Below are 26,261 nucleotides of genomic sequence, written 5' to 3' on the forward strand. Positions count from 1 at the left end.
AACGAGGTCGGTGAGATGGACACCTTGGATGGGGCGTTCCCCGCCCGCACCCCGGCCCTCGACGGAGGCCCGGCGGCCTTCGTGGTGGACGCGGCGGGCCTGGTGTGCGGATGGAGTCCGGCGGCCGAGCGTCTTCTGGGGTACGAGACTCCCGAGGTGGTGGGCAGACCGGTCGGCGAGCTGTGCCCGGTGCTTCCGTGGGGCTCCCTCCGCCGGCTGGTGCCGGCCGCGGAGGCCAGCAGTACCCCCTGGCTCCCGGTCGTCCTCATGCACCGGCTCGGCCGTGCTGTGCCCGTCGCGCTCATGGCCTGTTCCGTGACCTCCGCCCTTCCGGGCAGCGAGCGAACGGTGATCCTGGCGACCGCCGGTCCGCTGCCCCAGATCTCGGAGGACGATGCGGCGCGCAGCCTGCTCGACCACCACGAGCACCTTGCGGCGGTCGGCCTGAGATGGCGCATGGAGGCCGCTCACGCGCCGGACCACAGCGCGGCCGAGATCACCCGCTCGTACGTGCCCGCCCGCAGTGGCACGGGGGTCAGCGGCTCGTGGAGCGACGCCGTCCCGTTGTCCGGTATGCGGGTCGCCTTCAGCGTCGGTGACGTCCTGGTCTCCGGGGTACAGGCCACCGTCTGCATCGGGTTGATCGGCGCCGCGGTCCGGGCCCTGTCGGAACTCGATCTCGCACCCGAGGAAGTCCTCGCCCGGCTGGACGACATCGTGTCGCGCTATGCCACGGGCGAGCCCGACCGGTGGTCCACGTGGTTCGTGGAACGACTGGTCGGCGCGACGTTCCTCTACGCGGTGTGGGACCCGGTCGGGCGCCGCTGCGTCCTGGCCAGCGCGGGCCATCCCCCGCCCGCCGTGGCCGGTCCGGACGCATCCGTCCACGTCCTCGAACTGCCGGGCAACCGGCCCTTGGGCATGGGCGAGCCGGTCTTCGAACCCCTGGACCTGGAGCTCGCCGAAGGCAGCACCCTGCTCTTCCACACGGGCAGCCTGGTGCGCGCGTGCGGCAGCGACCACGCTGTCCCCCGGCTGCTGCGGACCGCCATGCGGCGCAGCGGCCGGTCGGTCGAGGACGTCTGCCGGGCCACCGCAGACATCGCGGCGCCGCTCCTGGCGGCCGAGGACGACCTGTCGCTCCTCGTGGTCCGCACGCACGGACTCAGCGTCGACCACGTCGTCACCTGGGAGCTGCCGCGCGACCCTGCCGGTGTCGCGGGCGCCCGCTCCCTGGTGGTGCGGCAACTCGACCAGTGGGACATCGGTGACCTCGGCTTCACCACGCAGCTGATCGCGAGCGAGTTGGTCACCAACGCCATCCGCTACGGCCGTGAGCCGATCCGGCTGCGGCTGATCCACGACCGGACCCTGATCTGCGAGGTGTCCGACGGCAGCAGCACCTCCCCGCACATCCGCCGGGCGAACACCGACGACGAGGGAGGGCGCGGCCTGTTCCTCGTGGCCGAATGCTCGCGGTGCTGGGGGGTGCGGTACACCGGCCAGGGCAAGACCATCTGGGCCGAACAGGCGCTCCCCGGCCGCGCGGCCTGGACGTGAAGCGGTTCGGCGAAGAGCTCCCGGGCGGCCTCGTCGAGTTCGCCGAGATCGCCGGCGTCAGCACGGTCGCGCCGACATTGCGACGGGCCGGATGAGGCAGCGTCCTCTTGCAGGGTCAGGGCAGTTCGATCAGGACCTTGCCGACGGCGCCCCGTTCGACGGCCGTGTGGGCCTCGGCGACCCGCTCCACCGGGAAGCGGTGCAGCGGCAGACCCGACTGCTCGCCGACGCGCAGCGCACCGTCCGCGACCGCGGCGGAGACGGCCGCCACCGCGTGGTCCTTGGCCGCCGCCGGGACGGTGTAGATCATCACGGCCTGCCAGCGCAGGTTGCCGAACATCATCGGCAGGACCGGGACCGCGAGCTCGTTCCCGCCGTCGTTGGCGTAGAGGGCCACCGTGCCGCCTGCGGCGAGCACGGCGACGTCCAGGTCGGCGTTGGGGGCCGGGGCGACCTCGACGACCGTGTCGACGCCGTCCGGGGCCACCGCGCGGATGGCGGCCGCGGCGTCGCCGGTGCGGTAGTTCACGACGTGCTGCGCGCCGGCGGCCCGGGCCAGGGCCTCCTTCTCGGGACTGCTGACGGTGGTGACCACGGTGGCCCCGGCCCAGCGCGCCAGCTGGATCGCCGCGTTGCCCACCGCTCCGGCGCCGCCGGCCACCAGCACGGTGCGGCCGGCCAGGGCGCCGGGGCCGAGGCGGTCCGGGCCTCCCTCGGCGACGGTGAGGCAGCGGTGCGCGGTCAGCGCCGGGATGCCGAGGCTGGCTCCAAGCTCGAACGAGGCGTCGTCGGGCAGCGGCACCGCCTGCCGCAGGGGCAGGACCACGTACTCCTGCGCGGTGCCGTCGGCGCGCTGCCAGGCGGCCTCCCAGATCCAGACCCGCCGCCCGGCCCAGGCCGGATCGACGCCCTCGCCCACGGCGTCCACCACGCCGGCACCGTCCTGGTTGGGCACCTGCTCGACACCGTCGGTGTGCCCCCGCGAACCGCGTCGTGCCTTCCAGTCGGTGGGGTTGACCCCTGACATCCGCACCCTGACGCGAACCTCTCCCGGCCCCGGCTCGGGCATCGGACGCTCGACCAGCTGCATCACTTCGGGGCCGCCGGTGCTCCGGTACACGATCGCCTTCATTTCCAGCCTCCTTTGTCGCGGGTGTCCCGACCAGCCCGGATGCGGTCCCGGACGGCTTCCAATCTGGATGATGTCCATCATACACATATCGGACACATCGTCGGTGAGCTGGACGTTTACCGCGCCAGGCGCGGCAGTTGATGATCGGCTCAGCGCGTTCGGCGCTGCGATCCCCGCCATCTCGCGGCGAGCCGCGAGGGGCGAGGGGCGCATGATCATCCGTGCAACCGGCGCAGAGCGGGTTCATCGGCGCCGTTTTAGACTGTGATCTCGGGCATCACGGCGTTTCCCACGTCGCGTATTCGGGTCGCAAGCCGGGTGCGCCGTGCCACCACGCTCGCGCTGTGCCCACTCCATCGCGACGCACCAAGCGAAGAGCCCCGTCCCCAGGCAAGGGAGTGCACTTCAACCTCATCGGTCACATTGGTGCGCAGGTGCCGGCATCTGCGACGAGACAGGAGCGAGGAAACGATGGACGTCCAAGCGAACACCTACGCGCCGGACGAGACAGCCCTGCTGATCATCGACCCGTACAACGACTTCCTGTCCGAGGGCGGGAAGCTGTGGCCGGCCGCCAAAGAGGTGGCGGAAGGCATCGGCCTGCTCGACAACATGCGCGCCATGCTCGGTGCGGCACGTGACCTGGGCTTCCACGTCTTCATCGTGCCTCACCACCAGACGACGCCCGACGACTACCGCACGTGGGACCACCTCTCCCCCACCCAGCAGCGCGTCGTGCAGGGGCAGACCTTCGCCGCCGGCAGCTGGGGAGCGGAGTGGCACCCCGACTTCGTGCCGCGCGAGGACGAGCTGGTCATGCGCCAGCACTGGGCCTCGAGCGGCTTCGCCAACACCGACTTGGACATGCTGCTCAAGCAACACCGCATCCAGAAGGTCATCTTCATCGGCATGAAGGCCAACACCTGCGTCGACACCACCGCGCGCTTCGGCCAGGAACTCGGCTACCACGTCACGCTCATCCGCGACGCCATAGGAGCCTTCAACTGGGACGAGATGAAGGCGACGTTCGACATCAACGGTCCCGCGTACGCGCACGCCATCCTCACGACCGACGAATTCCTGACGATCGTGGGCAAGCAGCCCCAGGCGATGGCCATGTGACCTCGCTGGGGAGACAGACCGGGCGACCGCCACGCGCCCGCCTGCGCACAACGGCGGTCAACTGCCGTTCGGAGCAGGACGGCTGCGCAGACGGAAGGTGCGGCGGTAGGTGTCGGGAGGTACGCCGACCGTGCGGTGGAAGTGCCGGCGCAGCGTCGTGGCGGTCCCCATGCCGGTGGCCGCCGCGATGGAGTCGACGCTGTCGTCGGTGGTCTCCAGCAGCACCTGGGCGTGGCGGATCCGCTGGGTGAGCAGCCACTTCAGTGGCGTGGTGCCGGTCACCGACCGGAAATGGCGTCCCAGGTTCCGTGAGCTCATCCGTGCCCGGCGGGCCAGGTCCTCCACGGTCAGGGGCTGGTCGAGCCGTTCGATCACCCAGGGGAACAGTTCGGCGAGCGGGTGGTTGTCGGGGGCGGGCGCCGGGGCCGTGACGAACTGGGCCTGTCCGCCGTCCCGGTGCGGTGGCACGACCAGGCGGCGGGCGACGGCGTTGGTGACCGACGAACCGTGGTCCAGGCGGACGATGTGCAGGCACAGGTCCATGGCGGCGGCCTTGCCCGCGGAGGTGAGCACGCTGCCGTTGTCCACGTAGAGGACGTCCGGGTCCACCGTCACTTTCGGGTAGCGGGCGGCCATGACCTCGGTGTGCGCCCAGTGCGTGGTCGCGCGTCTCCCGTCGAGCAGGCCCGCGGCCGCCAGTACGAACGCGCCGGTGCACAGGGAGGCCACACGCGCGCCGGCCTCGTGGGCCGCGCGCACCGCGTCGACCAGGTCGGCGGGCGGGTCCTCGTCGACGTCGGCCCAACCCGGGACGATCACGGTGTCGGCGCCCGGGAGCCGGTCGAGGCCGTGATCCGGCTCCAGCGCGAACCGGCCGGCCCGCACGGCGCCCGGCCCGCAGACGACCAGGTCGTACCAAGGACCTGCCAGGCAGTCCGGGGCGGAGCCGAAGACCTCGTACGCGAGGGAGAGTTCGAAGTGCAGCATCCCGTCGGTAACGGCCAGCGCCACAGTGCCCATGTCCGGAATTGTACGGGGCATGGCGTTCCGGACACTCCCGTTCCGGTGCCCGCCCCGGACAGGATGTTCCTCGGCCGATCGCAACGGATCATCCAATACGGGGGAGGAACCCATGAGTTCAGGGCTCGAGGTGGCGGTGTTCGGCGCGTACGGACACACCGGGCGCTTCGTGGTGGCGCATCTGCGGGATCGCGGGTTCGTCCCGGTGCTTTCCGGGCGCGACGCCGACAAGTTGAAGGAGCTCGCGACATCCGGACCCGGGCTGGAGGCCCACCAGGCGTCGGTCGACGACCCGGCCTCCCTCGACCGCGCACTTGCCGGTACGGCTGCCGTGGTCAACTGCGCCGGGCCCTTCGCGACGACCGCCGCCCCCGTGATCGAGGCGGCACTGCGGGCCGGAATCCCGTACGTGGACGTGGCCGCCGAGATCGAGGCCAACGCTGATACGTTCGCGCACTTCAACGACCGCGCCCGCGCGGCGGGGACTGTGATCGTCCCCGCCATGGCCTTCTACGGCGGCCTCGGCGACCTGCTGACGACCGCCGCCATGGGCGACTGGACGACGGCGGACGAGGCACACGTCGCCTACGGACTGGACAGCTGGCACCCCACCGCCGGCACGCGTGCCGCGGGCGCGGTCTCCCGGCAGCGGCGGGGCGGGCGACGCGTCCGCTTCACGAACGGGCAGCTGGAGTACCGCGACGACGCCCCGCCGACCCTGATGTGGCCCTTCCCCGAGCCGATGGGCCCCCGTACCGTCATCGGGGAGTTCACCATGGCTGACGTCGTCACCGTTCCCAGCCACCTGTCCATCCCCGAAGTGCGCACCTACATGACGACCGAGGCGGCCACGGACCTGGCATCCCCGGACACACCGTCGCCGGCCCCCGTCGACGAGCGCGGGCGGTCCGCGCAGACCTTCCTCGTCGACGTCGTCGTACGCTCCAAGGACGGCGAACGGCGCGCCACGGCCAAGGGCCAGGACATCTACGCCGTCACCGCGCCGCTGGTCGTGGAAGCGGTCGACCGCATCCTCTCGGGACGGACCACGACGGTCGGTGTCGTCTCCGCCGGAGCGATCTTCGACGCACCCGACTTCCTCCGCGCGCTGTCCCGGTACATGTCCGTGGACCTGGACGCGTAGCAGTCTGAACCGGTGGCTCCCTGCGCTGCGCCCCCGTTCGGGGGCGTGACGTGCACCCCTAAGCTCGACCCCATGACCGCGTTCGACGACCTCACCCGCCTCGTCCCTCCGCCGTCGCAACCGCTGTGGGCGAACGGAGACTGGAATGAGGTGGAGGCAGCACTCGGCAGGGAACTCCCCTCGGACTTCAAGCAGTTGGTCGAAGCCTACGGGGCCTACCACTTCGCCGAGTTCTTGACGCCGCTGACGCCCTTCGGCGGGCGGGACCTGCTCGTCGGCCCGGCGAAGCGGCTGCTGGACCAGGAACGCAACTTCCGGGACAGCCACCCCGAAGACTGCCCCTACCCCTTCTACCCCGAGCCGGGCGGACTCCTGCCGTGGGCAGGAACCGACAACGGGGACCGCGTGTGCTGGCTCACCGACGGGAAGCCGGACGAGTGGACGGTCGTCTGCTGGAATCCGCGAGGCTGGTATTACGACGCCCACCCCGTGGGTGCGGTCGAGTTCCTGGTCGGCTGGCTGTCGGGACGCATCAGCACCCACGTCTTTCCTGACGCCGCCAAGTTCGGCGAGGAGGACTGATGCGCTGCCGCGTTGGCCGTGAGCGCCACCGCGTCGGACGAGCCGGCCGTTGAAGCGGCCTCCAGCAGTTGGGACGTCCATGCCTGGATACGCGCCCTAGGGGGCGTGGCCTGCCGTGGGGCGCTGAACCTCCAGTACGACCGCTGTCCCGGCCACTGTTCGGTCCTCGTGCATGGTGAGCACTTGCCCGGGCTGAACGCGTTGCCACTGCGACGGGTCGAGAGGGGCGAGCCGGATCGTGGCGCGCCCCCCAGGCGCCAGCAAGGGGGCGAATTCCACCCATATGGCCGCGATATTGAGGGCTGGTTGGCCGGAGGGGCTTCGATTGCCGACGTCCCACATCGGTTTCAGGACCCCGGCTCCGGAGAAGGACGTCTGCCGGCGTGCCTCACTGGCCGGTCGGAGGGTGAGGTCAGCGCGGATGATCCCGTTGCTCGTTTCATAGCAGCGCCAATGGCACCAGGCAGTGCTCCTCTCCAGGTGCATCTGTTCGGCAGCACTCGCCAAGGTCTCCCAGAAGCTGAGCGGAAGGGGGCCCACGTCGCCAAGCTGTTCCAGTAGGTGAAGGGCCATTTCCCACTCATCGTGGATGAGGTAGTCCCAGACGTCATCCACCGTGATGTCGTTTTCGGTGGCGCTTTAGGTACCAGCAGTGAAGCGGCTTCCAGCAGCTCGGGGACGTCCATGCCTAGATTCTGGCCGCCCGGTCGTAGCCCGGGCTACGCACCTCCGCCTCAAGTGGTCCCGGCCGGTGGCGGCCTCCTGGACGTGATGGCGGAGCCGACGCAACTGCCGGGCCGGCTCACCGAAGCCGACGTTGCGGTCACATCCACAGCACGCCGTCGTCCTCGTGCTCGCGGACGCGGTGAGCGATCATGCGGCGGAGGAGGTCGGTCGGCACCGGGCTCCCGTACGGGAGCCTGACAGTGCCCTTGCCGGTTCCGAAATCCGTGAGTTCGGCGTCGAAGGCTTCGCGGGTACTGGGGGTGAACGCGAAGTTCGCGTGCTTCGCGTGGCCGCTGATCACGAACAGGATCGTTCCCGACGGGTGCACCCACGCGGGGTGGCCCCATTTGATCGCCTCGTTCGCCTCCGGCACGGTCTCACGCGCCAGCACATGCAGCTGCTCCAGCAGCTCACGGGCCTGGCCGCCGAAGCCCTCGATGTACTCGTCGATCGTCTGGGGCCTGCTCATGACATCAGTCTGGCAGGCGGCGCGCCCGGCTGGTCCCCGCCATTGCGGGTGGACGGACGAGGGGCGCCGCACCGCTCCTTCTCTCTCCGGCAGGGTCCGGATCCCGTCGCCGGAAGGCTTTCGAGGCTACCGGCCGCGGCGCGGCTGCTGAGCGGCCCTCGCGCAAAATCGCTGTCACAGGCGGGAAAGCGGTCTTGTCGTCTTTGTGGACAGTCCCCGCTCGGAGGAACGCATGAGCCCAAACCGCCCACACCTGCCCCCGGGCGTCGAAGGGTCCTCGCGCGAGGACACCGTGATCATCCGCTCGTCGCCATGAAAGGCCTTCTGTGAACCGTCCCTCTCAGTACCGGAACGTCAGGACCCCCCTCTCCCCCATGGCCGCGGTGTCCGCTACCGGCGGTCTCCTCTCGGTGGCCGTGGATCCCGCGGAAGCCGTGAAGGAAAAGGAGGGTGGTTCGCTGCAGGACGGCAAGCCGACGGTCGTCCTCGTCCACGGCGCGTTCGCCGACTCCTCGAGCTGGAACGACGTGATCAAACAGCTCAAGCGGCACGGCTACCCGGTGGTGGCCGCGGCCAATCCGCTGCGCGGACTGGCCGGTGACGCCGCCCACATCAGGAGCCTCTTGGCGAGCATCGCCGGTCCCGTGGTCCTCGTCGGCCATTCCTACGGCGGTGCCGTCATCACCAATGCCGCCCGCGGCTCCGACCAGGTCAAGGCGCTGGTGTACATCGCCGCCTTCATCCCGGACGAGGACGAGAGCACCGACGACCTGGCGAGGAGGTTCCCGGGCAGCTCGCTCGCCGACGCGCTGCGTCCCGTCCCGTGCACCCTGCCCGACGGCTCCCCGGGTGTCGACCTCTACATCGACCAGGACAAGTTCCACCATCAATTCGCCGCGGACGTCCACCCGTACACCACGAACCTCATGGCGTCCACCCAGCGCCCCGTGACCGTCGCCGCGCTCGAGGAGCCTTCGGGCGAACCCGCGTGGAAGACGATCCCCTCCTGGACGCTGGTGGCCGGCGAGGACCTCAACATCCCGCGTGAGGCCCAGATGTTCATGGCCAGGCGCGCCGAGTCCCACATGGTCGTGATCCACTCGTCCCACGCCCCGAGCGTGTCCCACCCGGGTGACGTCGCCGACATCATCGAGCGGGCGGCGCGCTCGGTCCGCTGAGCGAGCGGCTCCACGGGCGGGGCGCTGACGTGACTCCCCTCTCGTCGCCGCACGAGCCATCGCCATCGCCAACCGCACGTCCATCCTGGCCCCACCCGTCATCGACGAAGAGGAAGAACTCCCGTGCCGTACACCCCCAACGCCGGCCCCTACGACAGTCTCACCCCGGACAACGCGATCGTCCTGCTGATCGACCACCAGATCGGCCTGATGCAGCTCATCGACGACATGCCCCCGGAGACGGCGAAGAACAACGTCGTCGGGCTCGCCCGGGCAGCGAAGACCCTGGGCCTGCCCGTCATCCTCACCACCAGCCGCGACTGGGGTCCGAACGGGGCCTTGCTGCCCGAGCTGGCCTCGCTCTTCCCCGACGAGGAGGTCATCCGCCGACCCGGCGTGATCAATGCCTACCGGTGGCCCGCCTTCCGCGAAGCACTGGAGGCCACCGGCCGGAAGAAGGTCATCATCGCGGGGGTCACCGACGCCACCTGCCTGTCGTTCCCCGCTTTGGACATGGTCCTGGACGGCTACGAGGTGCATGCCGTCATCGACGCCTCCGGCGCCGAGGCTCCCGGCGAGATCGTCCGCGACGCGGTCGTGGCGAACCTCTCGCGGGCCGGAGTGCACATCAAGTCGTGGTTCGGCGTGGTCGCCGAACTCATCGCCGACTGGCGCCGCGACGAGGCGAAGGGCTGGCCGCTCGCCGTGGGTGCGGTCCACGACCACCTGCCCAGCTGGGGATACCTCCTGGACACCGACATGGCCTACGGGACCGGCCGGATGACGCCTCCGGAGTGGTTCGTGACGGGCCGGTCCGAGCCGACCGGCCGCACTCCGGCGGTCGGCACCGCGGAGCGTGGCGACTGACCGGGTCCGCCGGCCACGGGTCGGAGCGGCCGCCCTTGGCCGTCTCCTTACTGCTGCGCCGGACGCACCGGCGCGCGCACATCGTGGACGAGCCGGGTGCGCAGAGGACGGGCCGTGCGCAGGCCCATCCCTGGTGACCGTCGGCGGGCCGTGGAGGTCACGCCGCAAGGAGCCGGGGCTGCCGACGCGGTGCATGCGGCCGTCGAGCAACCGGCCGGGCGCATGGTCACCGAACTGAGCCCGGGCGAGCGCGCGCCGTTCGTCGATCTGCCCATGCGCGTCGCCCGGCCCACGAGCGGCACGACGTAAGCACGCCGGATCGCCTTGCAGGTGTGCGCACATCCCTCACCCCAGTAAAAAAACGAATGTTCGGCCTGACGGGAGACCGCTTGTGCCACAGGATGGGCACCGCAAAACGGAATGGTTGTTCTCGGAAAGGGTGGAGGTGCCGTGGAAACCGTGCACACCTTGGAATCGGCACTGACCGCATGCCGGGTTGCGCGGGATGGCGGGGCTCCCGCCTCACCTTTGCCAACCGGACCCACCCCGCCCGGCACCGTGGCCTTCGTGCTCCAGGGCGGTGGCAGCCTCTGTGCTTCGCAGGTCGGTGCCTTGCGGGCGCTCACACAGGCGGGCATCACGCCCGACGGTGAGCGTGCCGCACAGGGAGCGACGAGGACGGGACCGAGGCCGACGACCCGGCGACCGGGCCGGGCGACCGGCCGGGCCACGCCCACCACCTGTGCGGCACGCTCACCGCGCTACCCCGCCTGCGGCGACGTGCCGCGCTGATCGTGGGCGCCATCGCGGTGTTGCTGGGCGCGGACGGGGACCTGGTCCTCACCCTTCACGACGGCGGGGTGCCCGCCGGAGACACCACGACGGTCCGGAAGACGTAGCCGAGCAGGTCCCGCCCGGTGCGGCACCTTCTTGACAAAAAGAAAACGAATGTTCGGCTTGACGTTTTCCCGCGGCAACCCCACACTGGAGCAGTAAATAAAATGATCATTCGTCTTTGTGGAGGCATGGCGTGAAAAAGCCATCGACGGGGCTGCAGTCATGGCACCGGACCGTCATCGCGACCGTGGCGTTGCCCTTGGTGATCTCTCTGGCCGTGATGGCGTTCGCGTGGCCCGCGTCGCGGATCGCGCCCCGCGATCTACCCGTAGGGGTCGTCGGCACCAGCGCGGCCAGCCAGAAGGCGGTCGAGGGACTGACGCACGGCAAGCCGGACGGATTCGACTTCCACCTCTACACGGACCAGGCATCGGCGCGCTCAGCGATCAAGCACCGGGAGATCTACGGTGCCTTCGTCATCACTCCGGGCCACGTCACCGTGCTGGAGGCCACCGCCGCGAGCATGCCCGTCGCCCAGCTGTTGACCACGTCCGGCCAGCACCTGGCGGACCAGGCGGCGAAGGCGGCGAAGGCGGCGGCGAAGGACCCGACGCCGCCGAGCGACGCGTCCGTCCGGTCCACCGTCTCGAAGAAGGCCGCCGCGAAGAAGGCTGCCGCGAAGAAGATCACCAAGGTGAAGGTGAAGACGGTCGACATCGTCCCGATCTCCGCGAGCGACCCGCGCGGCGTCGTCTTCGTTTCGGCCCTTCTCCCGCTCACCGTGTGCAGCATCATCATCGCAGCGCTCATCGCGCTGACACCCGGTCGCGTCTCGGTACGCCGCAGGCTGGTCGACCTGGTCGCCGCGTGCGCCGTGACGGGATTCGCCGCCTACCTCATCGCCCAAGGCCTTCTCGGTGCCCTGCCGCACCAGCACGTGGCCACCTGGGCGGCCCTGTCCTTCACCCTGCTCGCCATCAGCGCGACCAGCTTCGGCCTGGTCACCCTCATCGGTCCCCCCGGGCTCGGACTCAGCGTCGCACTCATGGTCTTCGTGGGGAACCCCTTCTCCGGCAGCACGTCCGCACCGGAACTGCTGCCCAAGGCCGTGGACGAAATCGGCCAGTGGCTCCCGCCGGGTGCCAGCGCGGGCCTTCTGCGCAGCACGGCGTACTTCGACGGGAACGCATCCGCGGGACACATCGTCGTCCTCGCCCTGTGGAGCGCCCTGGGCCTGGCCGCAGCCCTCCTCGGGGGCCGACGACGCTCCGCGGTTGCGAACGGCACCTCGGGGGACGACCGTCTCGGCGCCGACGACACGAGTGCGGCCGCCCCGGACACGGCCGGAACCACGACGACCGTGACGCCCGCACCGGTGTTCCGCACGCACTCGCACGCCCGGCACGCCGCCCACGGATGAGGAAGGCGGCTCGTCCTCGCCTCCGCGCGGGAGACGGCGACAGCCGGCCAACGCACCGAACGCAAGGAAAAGAACCATGTCGTCGAAGTCCGCGGAGCGCGCCGAGGACCTGATGGACGCACAAACGGCGTTCCACGACGTCCGCAACATCACGTTCGGGATCGCCTACCGGATGCTCGGCAACATCGGCGACGCCGAAGACGTCCTCCAGGAAGCCTGGATCCGCTGGCAGACCTACGACCGCTCCAAGGTGCAGAACCCCGATGCCTTCCTCACCACGATGGTGACCAGGCTGACGATCAACGTGCTGCAATCCGCGAGGGTCCGCCGGGAGAACTACGTCGGCCACCGGCCGCCGGAGTCGATCGACCCCATGAGCGATCCCGCACTGGACACCGAGAAGGCGGAAGCGCTGAAGGTCGCGGTGCTGATGCTCATGGAGAGGCTCACGCCCGCGGAACGGGCGGCGTACGTGCTCCGCGAGGCGTTCGAGTACCCCTACGGGCAGATCGCAGAGGTCATCGGGCAGTCCCAGGTCAACGTGCGCCAACTGGTGAGCCGCGCCCGCAAGCGACTGGCCGCGCAGAAACGGGCCAGCGTCTCGGCCGCCGACCACCAACGGTTCCTCGTCACCTTCCTGGTGGCGGCCCGGGCGGGGAACGTCGCCCCACTCGAAAGGCTGTTCGCGGAGGACGTCGCCTGCCCAGGCGGAGGGGTGGTGCGGGCCGAGGGGCAACCTCGCCTGCGAATAGGTCTTTTGACGAGGCGTCACGCATCCGCGTGACCGTAGGGGGTGGGCAGTCCCCTGGCTCCGATGACCGGCCGGTCGTCGGAGCCAGGGGACTGCCCACTCGCCGCCGGGGCGTGCCGGCACAGCCGGATGCGGACGGGGGGCGTGGCCCCGTCGGGCCACCGATGCCGGGCAGCAGATGACACGGGGCCATGGGCGAGGGGGATGTGCGGTGGCGCGTCCGGATCGTGGTCCGGACGCGGAGCGGCCGCGAGGCCTGCGGCGGGCCCGTGCGTCAGGACGTCGCCGGAGCCGGCCAGAGCGCTCGCAGGGCGCCCGGCACTCCGTCCAGCGCGGAGTCGTCCATCGCCAACTGGAGGATGTAGCCGGGAAGCATGCACATGAACGCGGCGGCCATCGCCTCGGGCGCGACCTCGCGCGGAAGGGTGCCGCTCTGCTGGTGCTCACGGATGACGTCGGCCAGCGCCGTGCGCATCTGGGCCATCAGATCGTCGAGTTGCCTGGCCAGCGAAGGGTTCCGCAGCGCCTCGGACCAGGCCAGCACGGAGAGCCCGGCGATGCTCTGCTCGGCGGTCTTGACCTTCACGACTTCCAGGACGTCGGCCATGAGGTCCCCGAAGGAACCGCCGGGCCGATTCCTCGCGACGCTCTGGACCATGGCGAGGACGTCGCGCACGCTCTCCTCGACGATCGCCGTGATCATCTCGTTCTTGCTGGCGAAGTGCCGGTACACGGCGCCGGCCGACAGGCCCGACTCGGCGAACAGGTCTTGCATGGACGTCGAATGGAACCCATCGCGCAGGAAGCAGCGGCGCGCCGCGTCCAGGATCTGCTGACGGCGGGCTTCCATGTACTCCGGCGTGACCTTGGGCATGGAACCATCCTCCGAACAAAAACGAACCTTCGTATTAACCTATCACACCGGGCTTGACCCGGGCCGGTACCGCGGAGGGCAGCCGCCGCGGTACCGGGCTCCGCGCACGACGAGGACGCCACCCATGTGTCACATTTCGCCTGCTTTAACTGTCAATCATGCGGTTAAAGCTCTTGGAGGTGGTTGGTCATGGATGTCTACGAGGCGGTCACGAGCCGACGGGCAGTCCGCGCTTTTGCCGACCGGCAGGTCCCAGGCGAGGTGCTGGAGCGCGTGCTGGCTGCCGCCGCCTGGTCCCCCTCCGCGTCGAACCTGCAGCCGTGGCACGTCTACGTGGTGACCGGCGGGCCGCTGGCCGAGCTCAAGAAGCGCGCCGGCGAACGGGTGATCGCGGGCGACGCTTGGGACGATCCGGAGTACGAGCAGTACCCGCCGGCACTGCAGTCCCCGTATCGCGAACGCCGGGCCGCCTTCGGGGAGCAGCGCTACAGCGCCCTCGGGATCCAGCGCCAGGACCTGGAGGCGCGCCAGAGGGCCGCCGCCGCCAATTGGGACTGCTTCGGCGCACCCGCCGCCCTGTTCTGCTACGTCGACCGCGACATGGGCAAGCCCCAGTGGTCCGACGTCGGCATGTACCTGCAATCCGTCATGCTGCTGCTCCGCACCGAAGGACTGCACAGCTGCGCGCAGATGGCATGGGCGAAGTACCACAAGACCGTCGCAGAGGTCCTCGCTCCCCCGGGGGAGCTCATCCTCTTCTGCGGCATGTCCATAGGGTTCGAGGACGTCACCGCACGTCACCCCCGCCCGGCACGGGCGTCACTCACCGAGACGGTGGAGTTCGTCGGCGATTAGACCGCGGCGCACCCCCACGCGGCCTTCCGCCGGTCATGTCGAACCGCCGGCCGCGGGCGGTCCGTGTCACAAGACGACGCGCTACCCGGTCTCTACGTGTGCAGGCCGGCCCGGGGGCAGGGAGTCCGTGGGGCCTTCAGGCCGGCCTGCACCTCGCGTCCGCGGGCACGCGGAAGGACGGGGAAGGCACGCGATCGAGGGTCGGCGCCATCCCGCTCGTGGGCTTCACGAGGTCCGGCCGTGCCGCGACGCCCGGGCGGCCACGAACCGGCCGGCCCTTCGGACGAACCGCACGACGGCTCGCCGCCGTGCGGGAACTCGTACAAGGAGTCGGGGACAGCACGCCCAGATCAACGTCCAGCAGAACGCCGACATGCGGCGCATCAGCGCCTGGGCGGCCCTCGTCGCCCTCCCCACCTTGGTCGTCGGCATCTACGGCATGAACTTCGACTACATGCCCGAGCTGAGATCCCCCTACGGCTATCCGGCGGTTCTCGCCGTCATCGCCCTCATCTGCACCTTCATCTACCGGGCCCTGCGCCGCAACAGATGGCTCTGACCGTGCCGCGCAGCCGTCGCTGCTGATCAAGCGGGCGGGGCGAGCTGTTCGCGCACCCAATCAGGGTCAGGGTTCGTATGCGGCCGGCCGGCCACGACGACGGTCGGCACGGTCTCGTTGCCGTCGTTGGCCGCCCTGACCGCCGCGGCACCAGCCGGGTCGCGCCAGATGTCGACCCAGTGCAGCTCACGGGCCCTCCGCCCCAGGCGAACGCGCAAGCGCAGGCAGTACTTGCAGCCGGGCCGCCAGAAGACCACCGGGCGGCCGTCGACCGCGCTCCGGCGTTGCGCCTCCGACGCACCGATCCCCCTGGGGAAGACCAGCGGCGAGTTCACGCCCGCGAGCAGTACGAACCCCACGAAGAATGCCCCGGCCTCACCGGGGCTACCCCCGCGAACCAGCCCCGTGGCGACAACCGAGCCGCAGACCAGGAGCAGCATTGGCAAGAGCCACGCACGCGTCATGTTGACGCAGCCTATCCGTGAGCCGAAAGCGCGCCCGACCGGGCTGCCGCGCCTGGGTCTTCGCCGTACCCACGGCAGCTCACGGCCGTAGTGTCAGCCCGCGCTGCCGGCCTTCCAGGCGCTCCAGTTCATGTGCCGGCCGTTGGTTCAGAGGCCGTTGCCGCAGTGGTGTCGGCCGTGGCACCTCGGGGGACAGCATCATGTACGACTGCGGGACGGCGGCGACGCCAGGTCGCCGACGGCGGCCGCCCCGTCGATGCCGGGCACCGCCCCATCGGCGTTCTCCCGGTCGGCGGTGAAGTAGCGGGGCGCGCAGCCGGCGGAACCCGACTGGGCGGGGACGTAGAAAAGCCCAGCCGGGTCGGTTTCGGCGGGTTCGGGGTCTTCCCCGTACACGTACAGGCACACGGTGTTCCTCCTGGAGCGAGGGAGATACGCGACTCGGGCACGGGCCCGCGTCCGGCAATGAGGCTATGCCCGCAGGTCAGGCCGCCATCGCGCTCAGCGGCAAACCCTGACGCCGCCCTGACGGTGGGGAGCGGCGCCCGGGCCTCCGGGGGTCCCTGCCGAAGGCCAGGCACGGCGGAAGGGTCGGCGGCCTGCGGCAGGGTGCGCGGCAGATCGTGTGCACGGGGGACCGAGGGAGTGTGGAAACCGGTCCGGGGAGATCGGGAACCCGGCGGACGGGGCCGACAGGTAACAGGGGACCGCGACCAGTGCCCGGCCCGTATGGGGAGGAACCGATGAGAGCAGATCACCCCCGGCAGAGCCCGGCCGCATGGGCAGGCTGACTCCCGCGGTCTTCGCCCTTTTCACATGACACCGGCCGCTTCGCCGTGCCCGGTAAGAAAGGCATGCCTTGACACACAAGAGACGAGCACCGGTTGCGGCGTTCGCCCCCTTCACCGCCATCACCATCGCCGCGGCCCTGCTGGGCGGAACGGTCGGAGTGGTCCAGGCCGCGCCGCCCGATGGCGCGTCCCGTACCGGATCGCGTCCCGGGGCCGCGTTCGGCACGGGTTCCGACGCCACACGGCGGACGGTCACCCTCGTCACCGGCGACAAGGTGACGCTGGACGCCACCGGCAAGGTCGTCGGCGTCACGGCCGCCGAGGGCCGGGAGGGCATGGCGTTCCGCATATCCCGCGCGGCCGGCGGTGACACCTACGCCGTACCGCGCGACGCCGAACGGCTGATCGCGGACGGCACGGCCGACCGGCAACTGTTCGACGTGACGCGGCTGGTGGGTTTCGGGTACGACGACTCCTCACGGCCCGACCTGCCGCTCATCGTCACCTACGCCAAGGGCGGTCCCGTCGCGGCGCGTACGCTGTCGGACTCCGGCGCCCGCGTCACCCGCGACCTGCCCAGTATCAACGGCGACGCCCTGCGGGCACGCAAGTCCGAGGCCGCGGCGCTCTGGCGGACCCTCACCGGCAGTGGCGCGAGCGCCCGTTCGTCGGCCACCGCCACCTCGGCCAGGGTCGAGAAGATCTGGCTTGACGGCAAGGTCACGGCGAGCCTGGACCGCAGCACGGCGCAGATCGGCGCCCCCGCTGCCTGGGCGGCCGGTTACGACGGCGCCGGCGTCACCGTCGCCGTGCTGGACACCGGTGTGGACGCAACGCACCCGGACCTGAGGGACCGCGTCGACGCGCAGGTGAACTTCTCCGAGTCCCCGGACACCGTCGACCGCGTGGGCCACGGCACGCATGTGGCCTCGACCGTCGCGGGCTCCGGGGCCCGGTCGGACGGGAAGTACAAGGGCGTCGCGCCCGGCGCCCGCATCATCAGCGGCAAGGTCCTCGGCGACGACGGATCGGGCAGCGCCTCCGGCATCATCGCCGGCATGCAGTGGGCCGTCGCCCAGGGCGCGAAGGTGGTCAACCTCAGCCTCGGCAGCGACGACACCCCGGAGACCGACCCGGTCGAGCAGGCGGTGAACGAGCTGTCGGCGGACTCCGGCACCCTCTTCGTCATCGCCGCGGGCAACGCCGGCCCCGCCGCGGGCACGATCGGTTCCCCGGGCAGCGCCGCCGCCGCGCTCACCGTGGGCGCGGTGGACCGGGCGGACGCCATCGCGGAATTCTCCAGCCGGGGCCCGACCGCCGACGGCTCCCTCAAGCCCGACCTCACCGCCCCCGGCGTGGACATCGTCGCCGCGAAGGCCGCGGAGGGCGTGGAGGGCGACCCGGCAGCCGACGGCTACGTGTCGATGAGCGGTACGTCGATGGCCACCCCGCATGTGGCGGGCGCCGCCGCGATCCTGGCCCAGCAGCACCCGGACTGGACCGGCGGGCGGATCAAGGCCGTCCTCACCGGTTCCGCCGCACCGGCCCCCGACCTGGCCGCGTTCGCGCAGGGCACCGGCCGCACCGACATCGCGCGGGCGATACGTCAGCACGTGACCAGCAGCCCCACCTCGCTGGACTTCGGCACCGCCCGGTGGCCGCACGCGGACGACGAGCCTGTCACCGAGAAGGTCACCTACCGCAACGACGGTGACAGCCCGCTCACCGTCGACCTGGCGACCGAGGCGTTCGGCGAGGACGGGAAGCCGGCCGCCGAGGGCATGTTCGACGTCTCGCCGAAGCGGCTCACGATCCCGGCGGCCGGCACCGCGACCGCCACGGTGACCTCCGACAGCCGCGCGGGCACGGCCGACGGCACGTTCGGCGGCTCCGTGACCGCGACGGCCGGGGAGACCGCCGTGCGGACCGCCATCGGCGTGAACCGCGAGCAGGAGTCGTACAACCTGACGGTCAGGCACCTCGATCTGGGGGGCAAGCCCACCGGCGATTCCGAGACGGGCGTGTACGGCCTGGGCAACGACATCTGGCGGGACTACTCCGACCCCACGGACGGAGAGTTCACGGTGCGGCTACCCAAGGGCCGCTACGCCCTCGAGGGCCGCGTCTCCACCGGGGCGGACCCCGACGACGGGAAGCTGGCGCTGCTGCTGCACCCGAAGTTCTCGCTGACCCGGGACACCACCCTGGTCATGGACGCCCGCAAGGCCAGGCCCGTCCGGATCACCGTGCCCGACCGCGCGGCCGAGAACACCGACGCCACACTCAACTTCGGTGTCAACGACAACGGGTCCGGCTACACCTCCACCTACGACATGGGCAGCTTCGGCAACCTGCGCGTCGGGCAGCTCGGGGCACCGCTTCCCGCAGGCGAGGCGTTCGCGCAGTACAACGGGACGTGGACCCACGGCACGGTGAACTACCGACCGGCCTCGAACCGCACCGGCGACCTCTCCGGATTCACCGCGAAGCTGCGCCGCCAGGACTTCGCCAAGCTCGTGCTCACCCTCGGCGCACCCGCCGCGGGCAAGACCGGCAGCCTCGTCGCCGCACCCCTGACGCCGGGCGGCAGCTGGTTCGACTTCCACCCGGAGGAGGGCACCCTGCCGCGCACCGTCACCGACTACGTCCTGCCGGGCGTGAAGTGGCGGTACGCCACCGGCCAGTACGGCGCTCCGGGCGCGGACGGCGAACCCGTGTGGGACGGCGGCCAGACCGTCACCCGGGCCAGGGCCTACGCCGCGGGCAGGACGTACGCGCAGCGCTTCAACATCGGCGTCTTCGGCCCGCACCTGTACAGCTCGGGTGGGGAGGCGTCGGGCGCGGTCCGTCTCGGCGACGACTTCAGCGCCTACGTGCCGCTGTTCTCCGACGGCGCGGGCCATGTCGGCGTCTCCGACTACACCAGGGCCACGAGCGCGCTGTACGTGGACGGCACGCCGGTGTTCACCTCGGACACGCCCCTGGACGGCGACACGCACACCCTGCCCGCCGAGGCGCGGGCCTACCGGCTCACCACGGACGTATCCCGCGCCGCGTCGCTCTCCGCGGTCAGCACCCGGGTGACCGCCGAGTGGACCTTCCGCTCCGCCCACGTCTCGGGCGACACCATGACGTGGCTGCCGCTGTCGGCGGTGCGCTTCTCGCCCAAGCTCCAGGCGGCCAGCACGGCCAGGGCGGGCAGGGCCTTCACCGTCCCGTTCACGATCGAGGGCGCGGCCACCGCCCGCACCGCCCGCAAGCTGGCGTTCTCGGTGTCCTACGACGGCGGCACGAGCTGGAAGCCGGCCAAGGTGACCGACCGTGAGCGGCTCGAACTGCGCCACCCCGCCCGCCCGGGCACCGTCTCCCTGCGCGTCGTGCTCACCGACGCCGACGGCAACACCGTGAAGCAGACGATCTACCGCGCCTACCGCACCACCGCGTAGGCACTGCGCTCCACACGCGGGCCCCGGGCCGTCGGCCCGGGGCCCGTCCGCTCCCGACGTCCGGGGTCACGCGTCGACCGCGCGCGTCGTGCCGGCCCAGCTGTCCAGGTCGGCCAGGCGTGCGGTGAGGGCGGCGCGCATCGCGTCCGCGCCGAAGACGCCGAGGGCCAGTCGCAGGGGCGGGGCGTCGCTGTCCGCGGCTGCTCGGATGCCCGCTGCGATGCGCGCCGGTGACGCGTACGCGGACGCGGGCTGTGCGCCGATGGCCTTCTGGACCTCACGGACGGTCTGGTCGTAGTCGTCGATGGCGGCCGCGACGTCGAGGTTGTCGAGGAAGGCCGTGGCGGTGGGACCGGGCTGGACCATGGTGACCTTGATGCCGAGCGGGGCGAGCTCGTCGGCGAGGGCGTCCGACAGACCTTCGACGGCGTACTGCGCGCACGGCGCTCCGGCCACATCACAGCGGCGGGGCGTCCGGGTGGGTGCCCGAGGGCTCCAGCCGGACGACGATGCCCTTCGAGGTCGGCTGGTTGCTGGTCTCGGCCACGCTCTCCAGCGGCACCAGGACCTGGGTCTCGGGGTAGTACGCGGCGGCGCAGCCCAGCGCGGTCGGGTAGGGGACCACCTCGAAGCCCTCCGCACGGCGCTCCACGTCATCGTTCCACACGCTCACCAGGTCCACCGACTGTCCTTCGCGAAGCCCGAGTTCGGTCAGGTCCGCGGGGTTGACCAGCACGACGCGGCGGCTGCCGTGGATGCCCCGGTAACGGTCGTTGTTGGTGTACGGGATGGTGTTCCACTGGTCGTGGGAGCGCAGGGTCTGCAGCAGCAGGTGCCTGTCCGGGGCCTGCGGCATGGCCCAGGCGTTGCTGGTGAACATGGCCTTGCCGGTGGCGGTGGCGAAGACGCCCTCGTTGACGGGGTTCGGCAGCCTGATGCCGCCCGGCCGGACGACTCGCCGGTTGAAGTCGTGCAGCCCCGGCAGGATGTGCGCGATGCGGTGGCGGATCGTTCCGTAGTCGGTCTCGAACTGCTTCCACGGGATGCCGGTCCTGCCGTCGAGGGTGTGCCGGGCGAGCCGGCACAGGATGGCGATCTCGCTGAGCAGCAGTTTGGAGGCCGGTTCGAGACGTCCGCGGGAGGTGTGCACCTCGCTCATCGAGTTCTCGACGGTGACGAACTGCTCGCTGCAGGGCTGCACGTCCCGTTCGGTGCGGCCCAGGGTCGGCAGGATGAGTGCCGTCCGTCCGCAGACCGCGTGCGACCTGTTGAGCTTGGTGGAGATGTGGGCGGTCAGGCGGCATCGCCGCATGGCCTCCTCGGTGACCGCGCTGTCGGGCGCGGCCCGGACGAAGTTGCCCGCGAGGCCGAGGAAGACCTTGATGCGGCCCTCCCGCATGGCCTTGATCGAGTTCACGGAGTCCAGACCGTGGGCGCGTGGCGGGTCGAAGCCGAACTCCCGCTGCAGCGCGTCCAGGAAGGAGTCCGGCATCTGTTCCCAGATGCCCATCGTGCGGTCGCCCTGGACGTTACTGTGTCCGCGCACCGGGCAGGCGCCGGCCCCGGCCCTGCCGAGGTTGCCGCGCAGCATCAGGAAGTTGACGATCTCCCGGATGGTGGGGACGGCGTGCTGGTGCTGCGTCACGCCCATGGCCCAGCAGACGATGACGCGCTCGCTGCGCAGGACGTCGTCCCGTACGTCCTCGATCTCCTCGCGGGTCAGTCCCGTCGCGGGGAGGATCTGTTCCCAGCCGATGCCGTGGGCGTGCTGCGCGAACTCCTCGAAACCGCTGGTGCTGGAGCGGATGAAGTCATGGTCGAGCACGGTGCCCGGCCGGGCGTCCTCGGCCTCCAGCAGCAGCCTGTTGAGGCCCTGGAACAGCGCGAGGTCGCCGCCGCTGCGGATGTGCAGGAACCGGTCGGCGATCTGGGTGCCGTGTCCGATGATCCCGCGCGGCTTCTGCGGGTTCTTGAACCGCAGCAACCCGGCTTCCGGGAGCGTGTTCACCGCGATGACGCGGGCGCCGTTGCGCTTGGCCTCCTCCAGGGCGGAGAGCTGCCGCGGATGGTTCGTACCCGGATTCTGGCCCACCAGGAAGATCAGGTCGGCGTGGTGGAGGTCGTCCAGGCTGACGGTTCCCTTGCCGGTGCCTAGGGTCTCGTGCAGGGCGGTGCCGCTGGACTCGTGGCACATGTTGCTGCAGTCGGGCAGGTTGTTGGTGCCGAACGCCCTGGCGAAGAGCTGCAGGACGAAGGCGGCCTCGTTGCTGGCCCGGCCCGAGGTGTAGAAGACCGCCTCGTCGGGTGAGTCGAGCGAGTTCAGCTCCGCGGCGATCAGCTCGAAGGCGTCGCGCCAGCTGATCGGTTCGTAGTGGTCGGAGTCGGGCCGCTTGACCATCGGTTCGGTGAGCCGGCCCTGCTGGTTCAGCCACAGGTCCGACCCCCGTCCCAGCTCGGAGACCGAGTGCCGCCGGAAGAACTCGGCGGGGATGCGCCGCGTCGTGGCCTCGTCGTTGATGTGCTTGGCACCGTTCTCGCAGTACTCGTTGCGGTGCCGGTGGCCGGGCGCGGGATCCGCCCAGGCGCAGCCGGGGCAGTCGATGCCGTCCACCTGGTTCATGGTCAGCAGCGTCACTCCGGTGCGCGCGACCGAGGTCTCCTCGAGGGAGTACTCCAGCGCGTGCCGTACGGCGGGCACTCCCGCGGCCCATTCCTTGGGCGGGGTCACGCCGAGCGCTTCCTCCGGTTCTTCTCGGGGGGCCTTCTTCATGACGTGCGTCCCTCGTTCCCTCGTCCGCGGATCGCTCAGCCGACCGGCCACCGCGGGACCCGGCTCCGTGGCGGTTCCGGCTCCACCGGCCGCACGTGTCCGTTGTGGATGGACGCCCGCCAGGCTCCGCTCTCCTCGCCGATGCCCTCGATGTACTCCTTGAAGTTGCGCAGCTCCGCCCGGACGACGCGGCGCGCGACCCCGAGGGCACTCGTGACGGTGTCCGCGATGCCGCGGCGTGTGGTCTCCATCCGCACGGTCACTTCGGTGCGGTCCGCTGCCACGGAGCGGAAGGAGACCGTGCCCCGGTGGTAGGGGCTGCGTCGCAGGCTCTGCCAGACGAGGTGCGAGTCCGGTTGCTGCTCGACGATCTCCGCCTTGAACTCCCGGTGCAACGGGCCGATCCCGATGACCCAGTGGGTGACCGAGGGGTTGATCTGCTCGACCCTCCTCACCGCGGACATGAACCGCGGAAAGCTCTTGAACTGGGTCCATTGGTTGTACGCGGTACGTACCGGGACCGCGATCTCGACCACTTCTTCGACGGTCGTCATGGCCCACCTTCTTCAGGCGCCGCTCTCTCCAGTGTCACCGCCCGGCAGGGAGGTCGCATGTGGGTGAGCGCGGCGAGGGGACGCTGCGCCCGGCTCCCGTCACGTTCGGTGGCGACCGCGTCCGCGGCGCTGCCCCACAAGGCGCAGCTGCCTCCGGTCCGGCACGGTGGGCGTGCCGGACCGGGGGCAGTTGGCGTTGTCTCCCCTTCGACGCTAGGCGGTTCGGTTCCGCCGGACGAGCCCGACCGCCGTGTCGACGACGAGGAATCCGAGCAGCGTGATGCCCAGGAGCGGCAGCGCCCAGCCGAGCGCGGCGACGGCCGGGACGCCGATGATCAGCACCGGCAGGGGCAGCTGCCGCCACGTCCCCCGTACGGGGGCCTTGCCGAGTGCCGCCGTGCGGTCGCCACGCGTGGGCCGGCGCTGCCACCACATCCGGTAGCCCCACACGATCACGGCGATCAGGCCGAGCGCGATCAGCGCCAGCAGGATCTGGTTGACGATGCCGAACAGCAGGCCCATGTGGCCCTGGACGCCGAGCTTGCTGAGCTTGGCCAGGACCGGGTAGTCGGCCCACCTGCTCTCCGAGGTGACCTCGCCCCTGGCGGCGTCGACGGCGACCTGGTCGTAGTGGACCGGCCACAGGTCGTCGTCCTGGGCCACCGTCCAGGCGGCCGCGTCGTCCGTGGGCGGCGTCAGCTCCACCCGGCCGCCCAGCCCGGCGTCGCGGGCCACCCCGAGGACCGCGTCGAAGTCGGCGGGGTCCGCCGACGCCGCGCCCTGGTCTGTGCCGTGTCCGGCGTGCCCCACGTGCTCGCCGTCCGTCGCCCCGGCTCCGCCTGGCAGCGAGGTGACCAGTTCGGGTGCGTTTCCCTTGGCCGCGTCGAGCAGCTGCCCGAACCGGTCACCGGCGTAGTGGGACCAGGTCAGACCGGTGGCGCTGAGAGCGAGCAGGCCGACGGCGATCCAGACGCCCGTGGCCGCGTGCCGACTGCGGGTACGCCGTACACCCCGGGCGGAGCGGTCGGGCAGCAACACACCGCGCACCGACGTGGCACGCTGCCCGCGGGCACGCCCCAGCCACAGGACGAGGCCCCCTGCCACGATCACCCACAGCCAGCTCGCGGCGACCTCCGAGTACAGACGCCCGGTCTCACCGAGGTGCAGGTTGCGGTGCAGGTCGTCCAGCCAGGTGGTCAGCGGCGTCGAGCCGTACCACGTGGTCAGCTCACCCTTGACCTCGGCCGTGTACGGGTCCACGAACACCGTGCGCTGGTTCTCGCCCAGTTCCGGCAGCGACAGCACCACCCGCGTGGTCTCCTCCGGGCCGGACGGAGTGATCACCGAGGACAGCGTGCCCTCCGGGTGGGCCGCCCGGGCGGTGGCGATCTGCTCCGCCAGGGGGCGCGGTTCGTCACCCACCTCCGCCACGCCGAGCTGGTCGCCGTAGACGAGCTGGTCGAGCTGGGGTGTGAAGGTGTAGGCCAGCCCCGTCAGGGCGGCCACGAGCACGAAGGGGGCGACGAACACCCCCGCGTAGAAGTGCAGCCGTACGAGCAGCGCCCGAACGCCCTTCCACGAACGGCCGGGTCGTACGGGACCGGTCCCCGAGGTGGCCGGCGGTACGGCGGGGCCGTCGGCCTCCGCGACAGCCACCGCGGCTGCGTCGCGGTCGTCCCTTGGCGTCTGTTCCTGTGTCGAAGTCATGCGTGCATCCCCAATCGGCGCCCGGCGCACTGGGCGCGGGCGCTCGTGAAGCCGACGATTCGGTCCGCCTTCACGGCGGTACGGCGTGACGGGCCTGCCGTTCCGGCACCGGGCGCGCGTGGATGCGCCGGGCGGACGGTGTGCGTGGGCACGCCGGACTGCGCCCGTCACCGCGACGGGGCGTGACGGACGGTCAGGAGCAGATCGCCGGCTGCGGGGGGCCGCGCCGTGTGACGCTGTGCCACAGGGTCGCCTGGTGGTCCAGGCGTGGGGGGACGTGGGAGGACGCGGGCGTCGCAGGGGCGGGTGACGTGACGACGGCTCGGACGCGCGAAGCCCGGCGCAGTGGAGCGAAGACGAAAGCGGCCAGGGAGCGGCCGAGTTGGAAGGCCGCGGCCTCACCGCGCCACAGCCACAGCCCGCACAGGACCGCGGCCAGGGCGTGGGCGGAGACCATGCCGGTGGACCAGCCGCCCATGGCAGCGGTGCTCATGGGCATCGCTGCCACGGCGGCCGAAGACCGGTGGCCGGCCGTCATGTCGGTGGGGGCGGCGGCGAAAGCCTGTGCGAGGCTGAACCAGCCGTGCAGGGCGAACTGGGCCGCCGCGGTCGCCGCCATGACCGCCGGGGCACCGCGCTCACGGCGACCCGCCAGCCACCACGCTCCGGCGGTGGTGGCGGCGAACCCGTACCCCACCGCCCAGCCGGGAACCGCCCGCGACATCAGGGCGTGTCCGAGACCCGTCACCGCCACGCACACGGCCGCGAACACCGCGGCACGCGCGAGGCGGAAGGCGGGCCCGGATGTCATGGGCAGCAATGATGCCATCGACCACCCGAATGAGGGACGGGGCACGCGGAGCACCGACGGCGCACGATGGCCTGTGCTGGCTACGCGCCGTCAAACCCGTGGGCCCTCCACTTAGTCCATCGCGGCCCGCCACAGGGCGCGGCCGTAGCCCGACCGCGGCGCCCGGGCAGGACCGACCCCGACGTACCGGGGCATGAGCCGGCGGGCGCCGACGCACCCGCGACGCGCCCCTCGTGGACGACGACGAGGACCCGTCCCACGGAGCCATGAGCACCGGCCGCAGCCATTCCCAGCGGAAGGGCACGCGCCGCAGCCCGCTTCGCGGGGACGGGAGGTGGGCCCCGGCGCGACTCGCTCCGGCGCGGCCAGGAGAGATGCGGGCGGCCCGCCGGTGCCGGCGGGCCGCTCCATCCCCACAGCCTGGCGGCTGGCGCTTTCCGCCCGATCGCGCCCATGACCTCCCCGCAGGTTGATGCAACAACCCTGCATATTGCTTGACGCGGCAAGCAAGTCGCGAGGAGGGATCGCAAGGACGTGCCCTGCGGACAAACCGCAGTCTTTATCTCGATTCGGCCCATACCCGGATGAATCGATTTAGCATGCCCCTGTTGGAGCTGGCGGC

The 26,261-nt window shown here is 71.0% G+C and carries 22 protein-coding genes and 2 pseudogenes; 12 read left to right on the plus strand and 12 right to left on the minus strand.

Going from position 1 to position 26,261, the window contains the following annotated elements; all coding sequences use genetic code 11:
- Positions 1-15: 15 nt before the first annotated feature.
- The gene (locus tag ACFYYN_RS32550; protein WP_500548586.1) at positions 16-1,560 is read left to right on the plus strand and encodes a SpoIIE family protein phosphatase; all 1,545 of its coding nucleotides are present in this window, start codon (positions 16-18) and stop codon (positions 1,558-1,560) included.
- 115 nt (positions 1,561-1,675) lie between these two features.
- Here ACFYYN_RS32550 and ACFYYN_RS32555 read toward each other — a convergent pair whose 3' ends face one another.
- Entirely contained in the window at positions 1,676-2,692 is a 1,017-nt protein-coding gene (locus tag ACFYYN_RS32555; RefSeq protein WP_500548587.1) for an NADPH:quinone reductase, read from the minus strand.
- A 471-nt stretch (positions 2,693-3,163) separates the two neighbouring features.
- Between ACFYYN_RS32555 and ACFYYN_RS32560 the strand changes: the two genes are divergently transcribed.
- Positions 3,164-3,814 (plus strand): cysteine hydrolase family protein, encoded by a 651-nt coding sequence (locus ACFYYN_RS32560; protein ID WP_500548588.1) that lies wholly within the window; start codon positions 3,164-3,166, stop codon positions 3,812-3,814.
- A 57-nt stretch (positions 3,815-3,871) separates the two neighbouring features.
- Here ACFYYN_RS32560 and ACFYYN_RS32565 read toward each other — a convergent pair whose 3' ends face one another.
- Positions 3,872-4,834, minus strand: coding sequence for a helix-turn-helix domain-containing protein (locus ACFYYN_RS32565; RefSeq protein ID WP_500548589.1), 963 nt, complete (start codon positions 4,832-4,834; stop codon positions 3,872-3,874).
- A gap of 112 nt (positions 4,835-4,946) precedes the next feature.
- Here ACFYYN_RS32565 and ACFYYN_RS32570 point away from each other — a divergent pair, with 112 nt between their 5' ends.
- Positions 4,947-5,978, plus strand: a complete 1,032-nt coding sequence (locus ACFYYN_RS32570; protein WP_500548590.1) for a saccharopine dehydrogenase family protein — start codon at positions 4,947-4,949, stop codon at positions 5,976-5,978.
- A gap of 72 nt (positions 5,979-6,050) precedes the next feature.
- On the plus strand, positions 6,051-6,560 hold the full coding sequence (locus ACFYYN_RS32575) for an SMI1/KNR4 family protein (protein ID WP_500548591.1): 510 nt from the start codon (positions 6,051-6,053) through the stop codon (positions 6,558-6,560).
- 96 nt (positions 6,561-6,656) lie between these two features.
- Here ACFYYN_RS32575 and ACFYYN_RS32580 read toward each other — a convergent pair.
- Together ACFYYN_RS32580 and ACFYYN_RS32585 are read right to left on the minus strand one after the other, a co-directional pair.
- Positions 6,657-7,246: pseudogene (locus ACFYYN_RS32580) on the minus strand (hypothetical protein).
- 137 nt (positions 7,247-7,383) lie between these two features.
- On the minus strand, positions 7,384-7,755 hold the full coding sequence (locus tag ACFYYN_RS32585; protein ID WP_500548592.1) for an iron chaperone: 372 nt from the start codon (positions 7,753-7,755) through the stop codon (positions 7,384-7,386).
- Between the two features lie 326 nt (positions 7,756-8,081).
- Here ACFYYN_RS32585 and ACFYYN_RS32590 point away from each other — a divergent pair, with 326 nt between their 5' ends.
- The 5 genes from ACFYYN_RS32590 (at position 8,082) to ACFYYN_RS32610 (ending at position 12,841) form a co-directional block, all read left to right on the plus strand.
- Positions 8,082-8,933, plus strand: coding sequence for an alpha/beta fold hydrolase (locus ACFYYN_RS32590; RefSeq protein ID WP_500548593.1), 852 nt, complete (start codon positions 8,082-8,084; stop codon positions 8,931-8,933).
- 123 nt (positions 8,934-9,056) lie between these two features.
- Positions 9,057-9,800 carry an isochorismatase family protein gene (locus ACFYYN_RS32595; RefSeq protein WP_500548594.1) on the plus strand — a complete coding sequence of 248 codons (744 nt, stop codon included), beginning with the start codon at positions 9,057-9,059 and terminating at the stop codon, positions 9,798-9,800.
- Positions 9,801-9,914: 114 nt separating this feature from the next.
- On the plus strand, positions 9,915-10,109 hold the full coding sequence (locus ACFYYN_RS32600) for a hypothetical protein (protein ID WP_500548595.1): 195 nt from the start codon (positions 9,915-9,917) through the stop codon (positions 10,107-10,109).
- 721 nt (positions 10,110-10,830) lie between these two features.
- Positions 10,831-12,057 (plus strand): ABC transporter permease, encoded by a 1,227-nt coding sequence (locus ACFYYN_RS32605; RefSeq protein WP_500548596.1) that lies wholly within the window; start codon positions 10,831-10,833, stop codon positions 12,055-12,057.
- A gap of 76 nt (positions 12,058-12,133) precedes the next feature.
- Positions 12,134-12,841: a sigma-70 family RNA polymerase sigma factor gene (locus ACFYYN_RS32610; protein ID WP_500548597.1), complete on the plus strand. Its 708-nt coding sequence runs from the start codon at positions 12,134-12,136 to the stop codon at positions 12,839-12,841.
- A 241-nt stretch (positions 12,842-13,082) separates the two neighbouring features.
- Here ACFYYN_RS32610 and ACFYYN_RS32615 read toward each other — a convergent pair whose 3' ends face one another.
- On the minus strand, positions 13,083-13,682 hold the full coding sequence (locus ACFYYN_RS32615) for a TetR/AcrR family transcriptional regulator (RefSeq protein WP_500329152.1): 600 nt from the start codon (positions 13,680-13,682) through the stop codon (positions 13,083-13,085).
- A gap of 189 nt (positions 13,683-13,871) precedes the next feature.
- Between ACFYYN_RS32615 and ACFYYN_RS32620 the strand changes: the two genes are divergently transcribed.
- Positions 13,872-14,537, plus strand: a complete 666-nt coding sequence (locus tag ACFYYN_RS32620) for a nitroreductase (RefSeq protein ID WP_500548598.1) — start codon at positions 13,872-13,874, stop codon at positions 14,535-14,537.
- Positions 14,538-14,880: 343 nt separating this feature from the next.
- Positions 14,881-15,096, plus strand: a pseudogene (locus ACFYYN_RS32625) (CorA family divalent cation transporter); the annotation flags it as partial.
- Between the two features lie 26 nt (positions 15,097-15,122).
- Here the strand turns inward: ACFYYN_RS32625 and ACFYYN_RS32630 are convergent.
- A complete protein-coding gene (locus ACFYYN_RS32630; protein ID WP_500548599.1) occupies positions 15,123-15,560 on the minus strand; it encodes a glutaredoxin domain-containing protein in 438 nt (145 codons plus the stop codon).
- Between the two features lie 198 nt (positions 15,561-15,758).
- Positions 15,759-15,968, minus strand: a complete 210-nt coding sequence (locus tag ACFYYN_RS32635; RefSeq protein ID WP_500329156.1) for a hypothetical protein — start codon at positions 15,966-15,968, stop codon at positions 15,759-15,761.
- 451 nt (positions 15,969-16,419) lie between these two features.
- Here ACFYYN_RS32635 and ACFYYN_RS32640 point away from each other — a divergent pair, with 451 nt between their 5' ends.
- Positions 16,420-19,797, plus strand: a complete 3,378-nt coding sequence (locus tag ACFYYN_RS32640; RefSeq protein WP_500548600.1) for a S8 family peptidase — start codon at positions 16,420-16,422, stop codon at positions 19,795-19,797.
- 66 nt (positions 19,798-19,863) lie between these two features.
- Here the strand turns inward: ACFYYN_RS32640 and ACFYYN_RS32645 are convergent, their stop codons facing one another.
- From ACFYYN_RS32645 to ACFYYN_RS32665, 5 genes are all read right to left on the minus strand, one after another.
- Positions 19,864-20,253 carry a Rossmann-fold NAD(P)-binding domain-containing protein gene (locus tag ACFYYN_RS32645; RefSeq protein WP_500548601.1) on the minus strand — a complete coding sequence of 130 codons (390 nt, stop codon included), beginning with the start codon at positions 20,251-20,253 and terminating at the stop codon, positions 19,864-19,866.
- Position 20,254: 1 nt separating this feature from the next.
- Entirely contained in the window at positions 20,255-22,567 is a 2,313-nt protein-coding gene (locus ACFYYN_RS32650; RefSeq protein ID WP_500548602.1) for an FdhF/YdeP family oxidoreductase, read from the minus strand.
- Between the two features lie 35 nt (positions 22,568-22,602).
- Positions 22,603-23,121, minus strand: coding sequence for an SRPBCC family protein (locus ACFYYN_RS32655; protein WP_500548603.1), 519 nt, complete (start codon positions 23,119-23,121; stop codon positions 22,603-22,605).
- Positions 23,122-23,334: 213 nt separating this feature from the next.
- Complete coding sequence (locus ACFYYN_RS32660; protein ID WP_500548604.1) at positions 23,335-24,828, minus strand: PepSY-associated TM helix domain-containing protein; 1,494 nt, start codon at positions 24,826-24,828, stop codon at positions 23,335-23,337.
- A gap of 193 nt (positions 24,829-25,021) precedes the next feature.
- Entirely contained in the window at positions 25,022-25,639 is a 618-nt protein-coding gene (locus tag ACFYYN_RS32665) for a hypothetical protein (protein ID WP_500548605.1), read from the minus strand.
- Between the last annotated feature and the right edge of the window lie 622 nt (positions 25,640-26,261).

Source organism: Streptomyces sp. NPDC001902 (assembly GCF_042891295.1).
GTDB lineage: Bacteria > Actinomycetota > Actinomycetes > Streptomycetales > Streptomycetaceae > Actinacidiphila.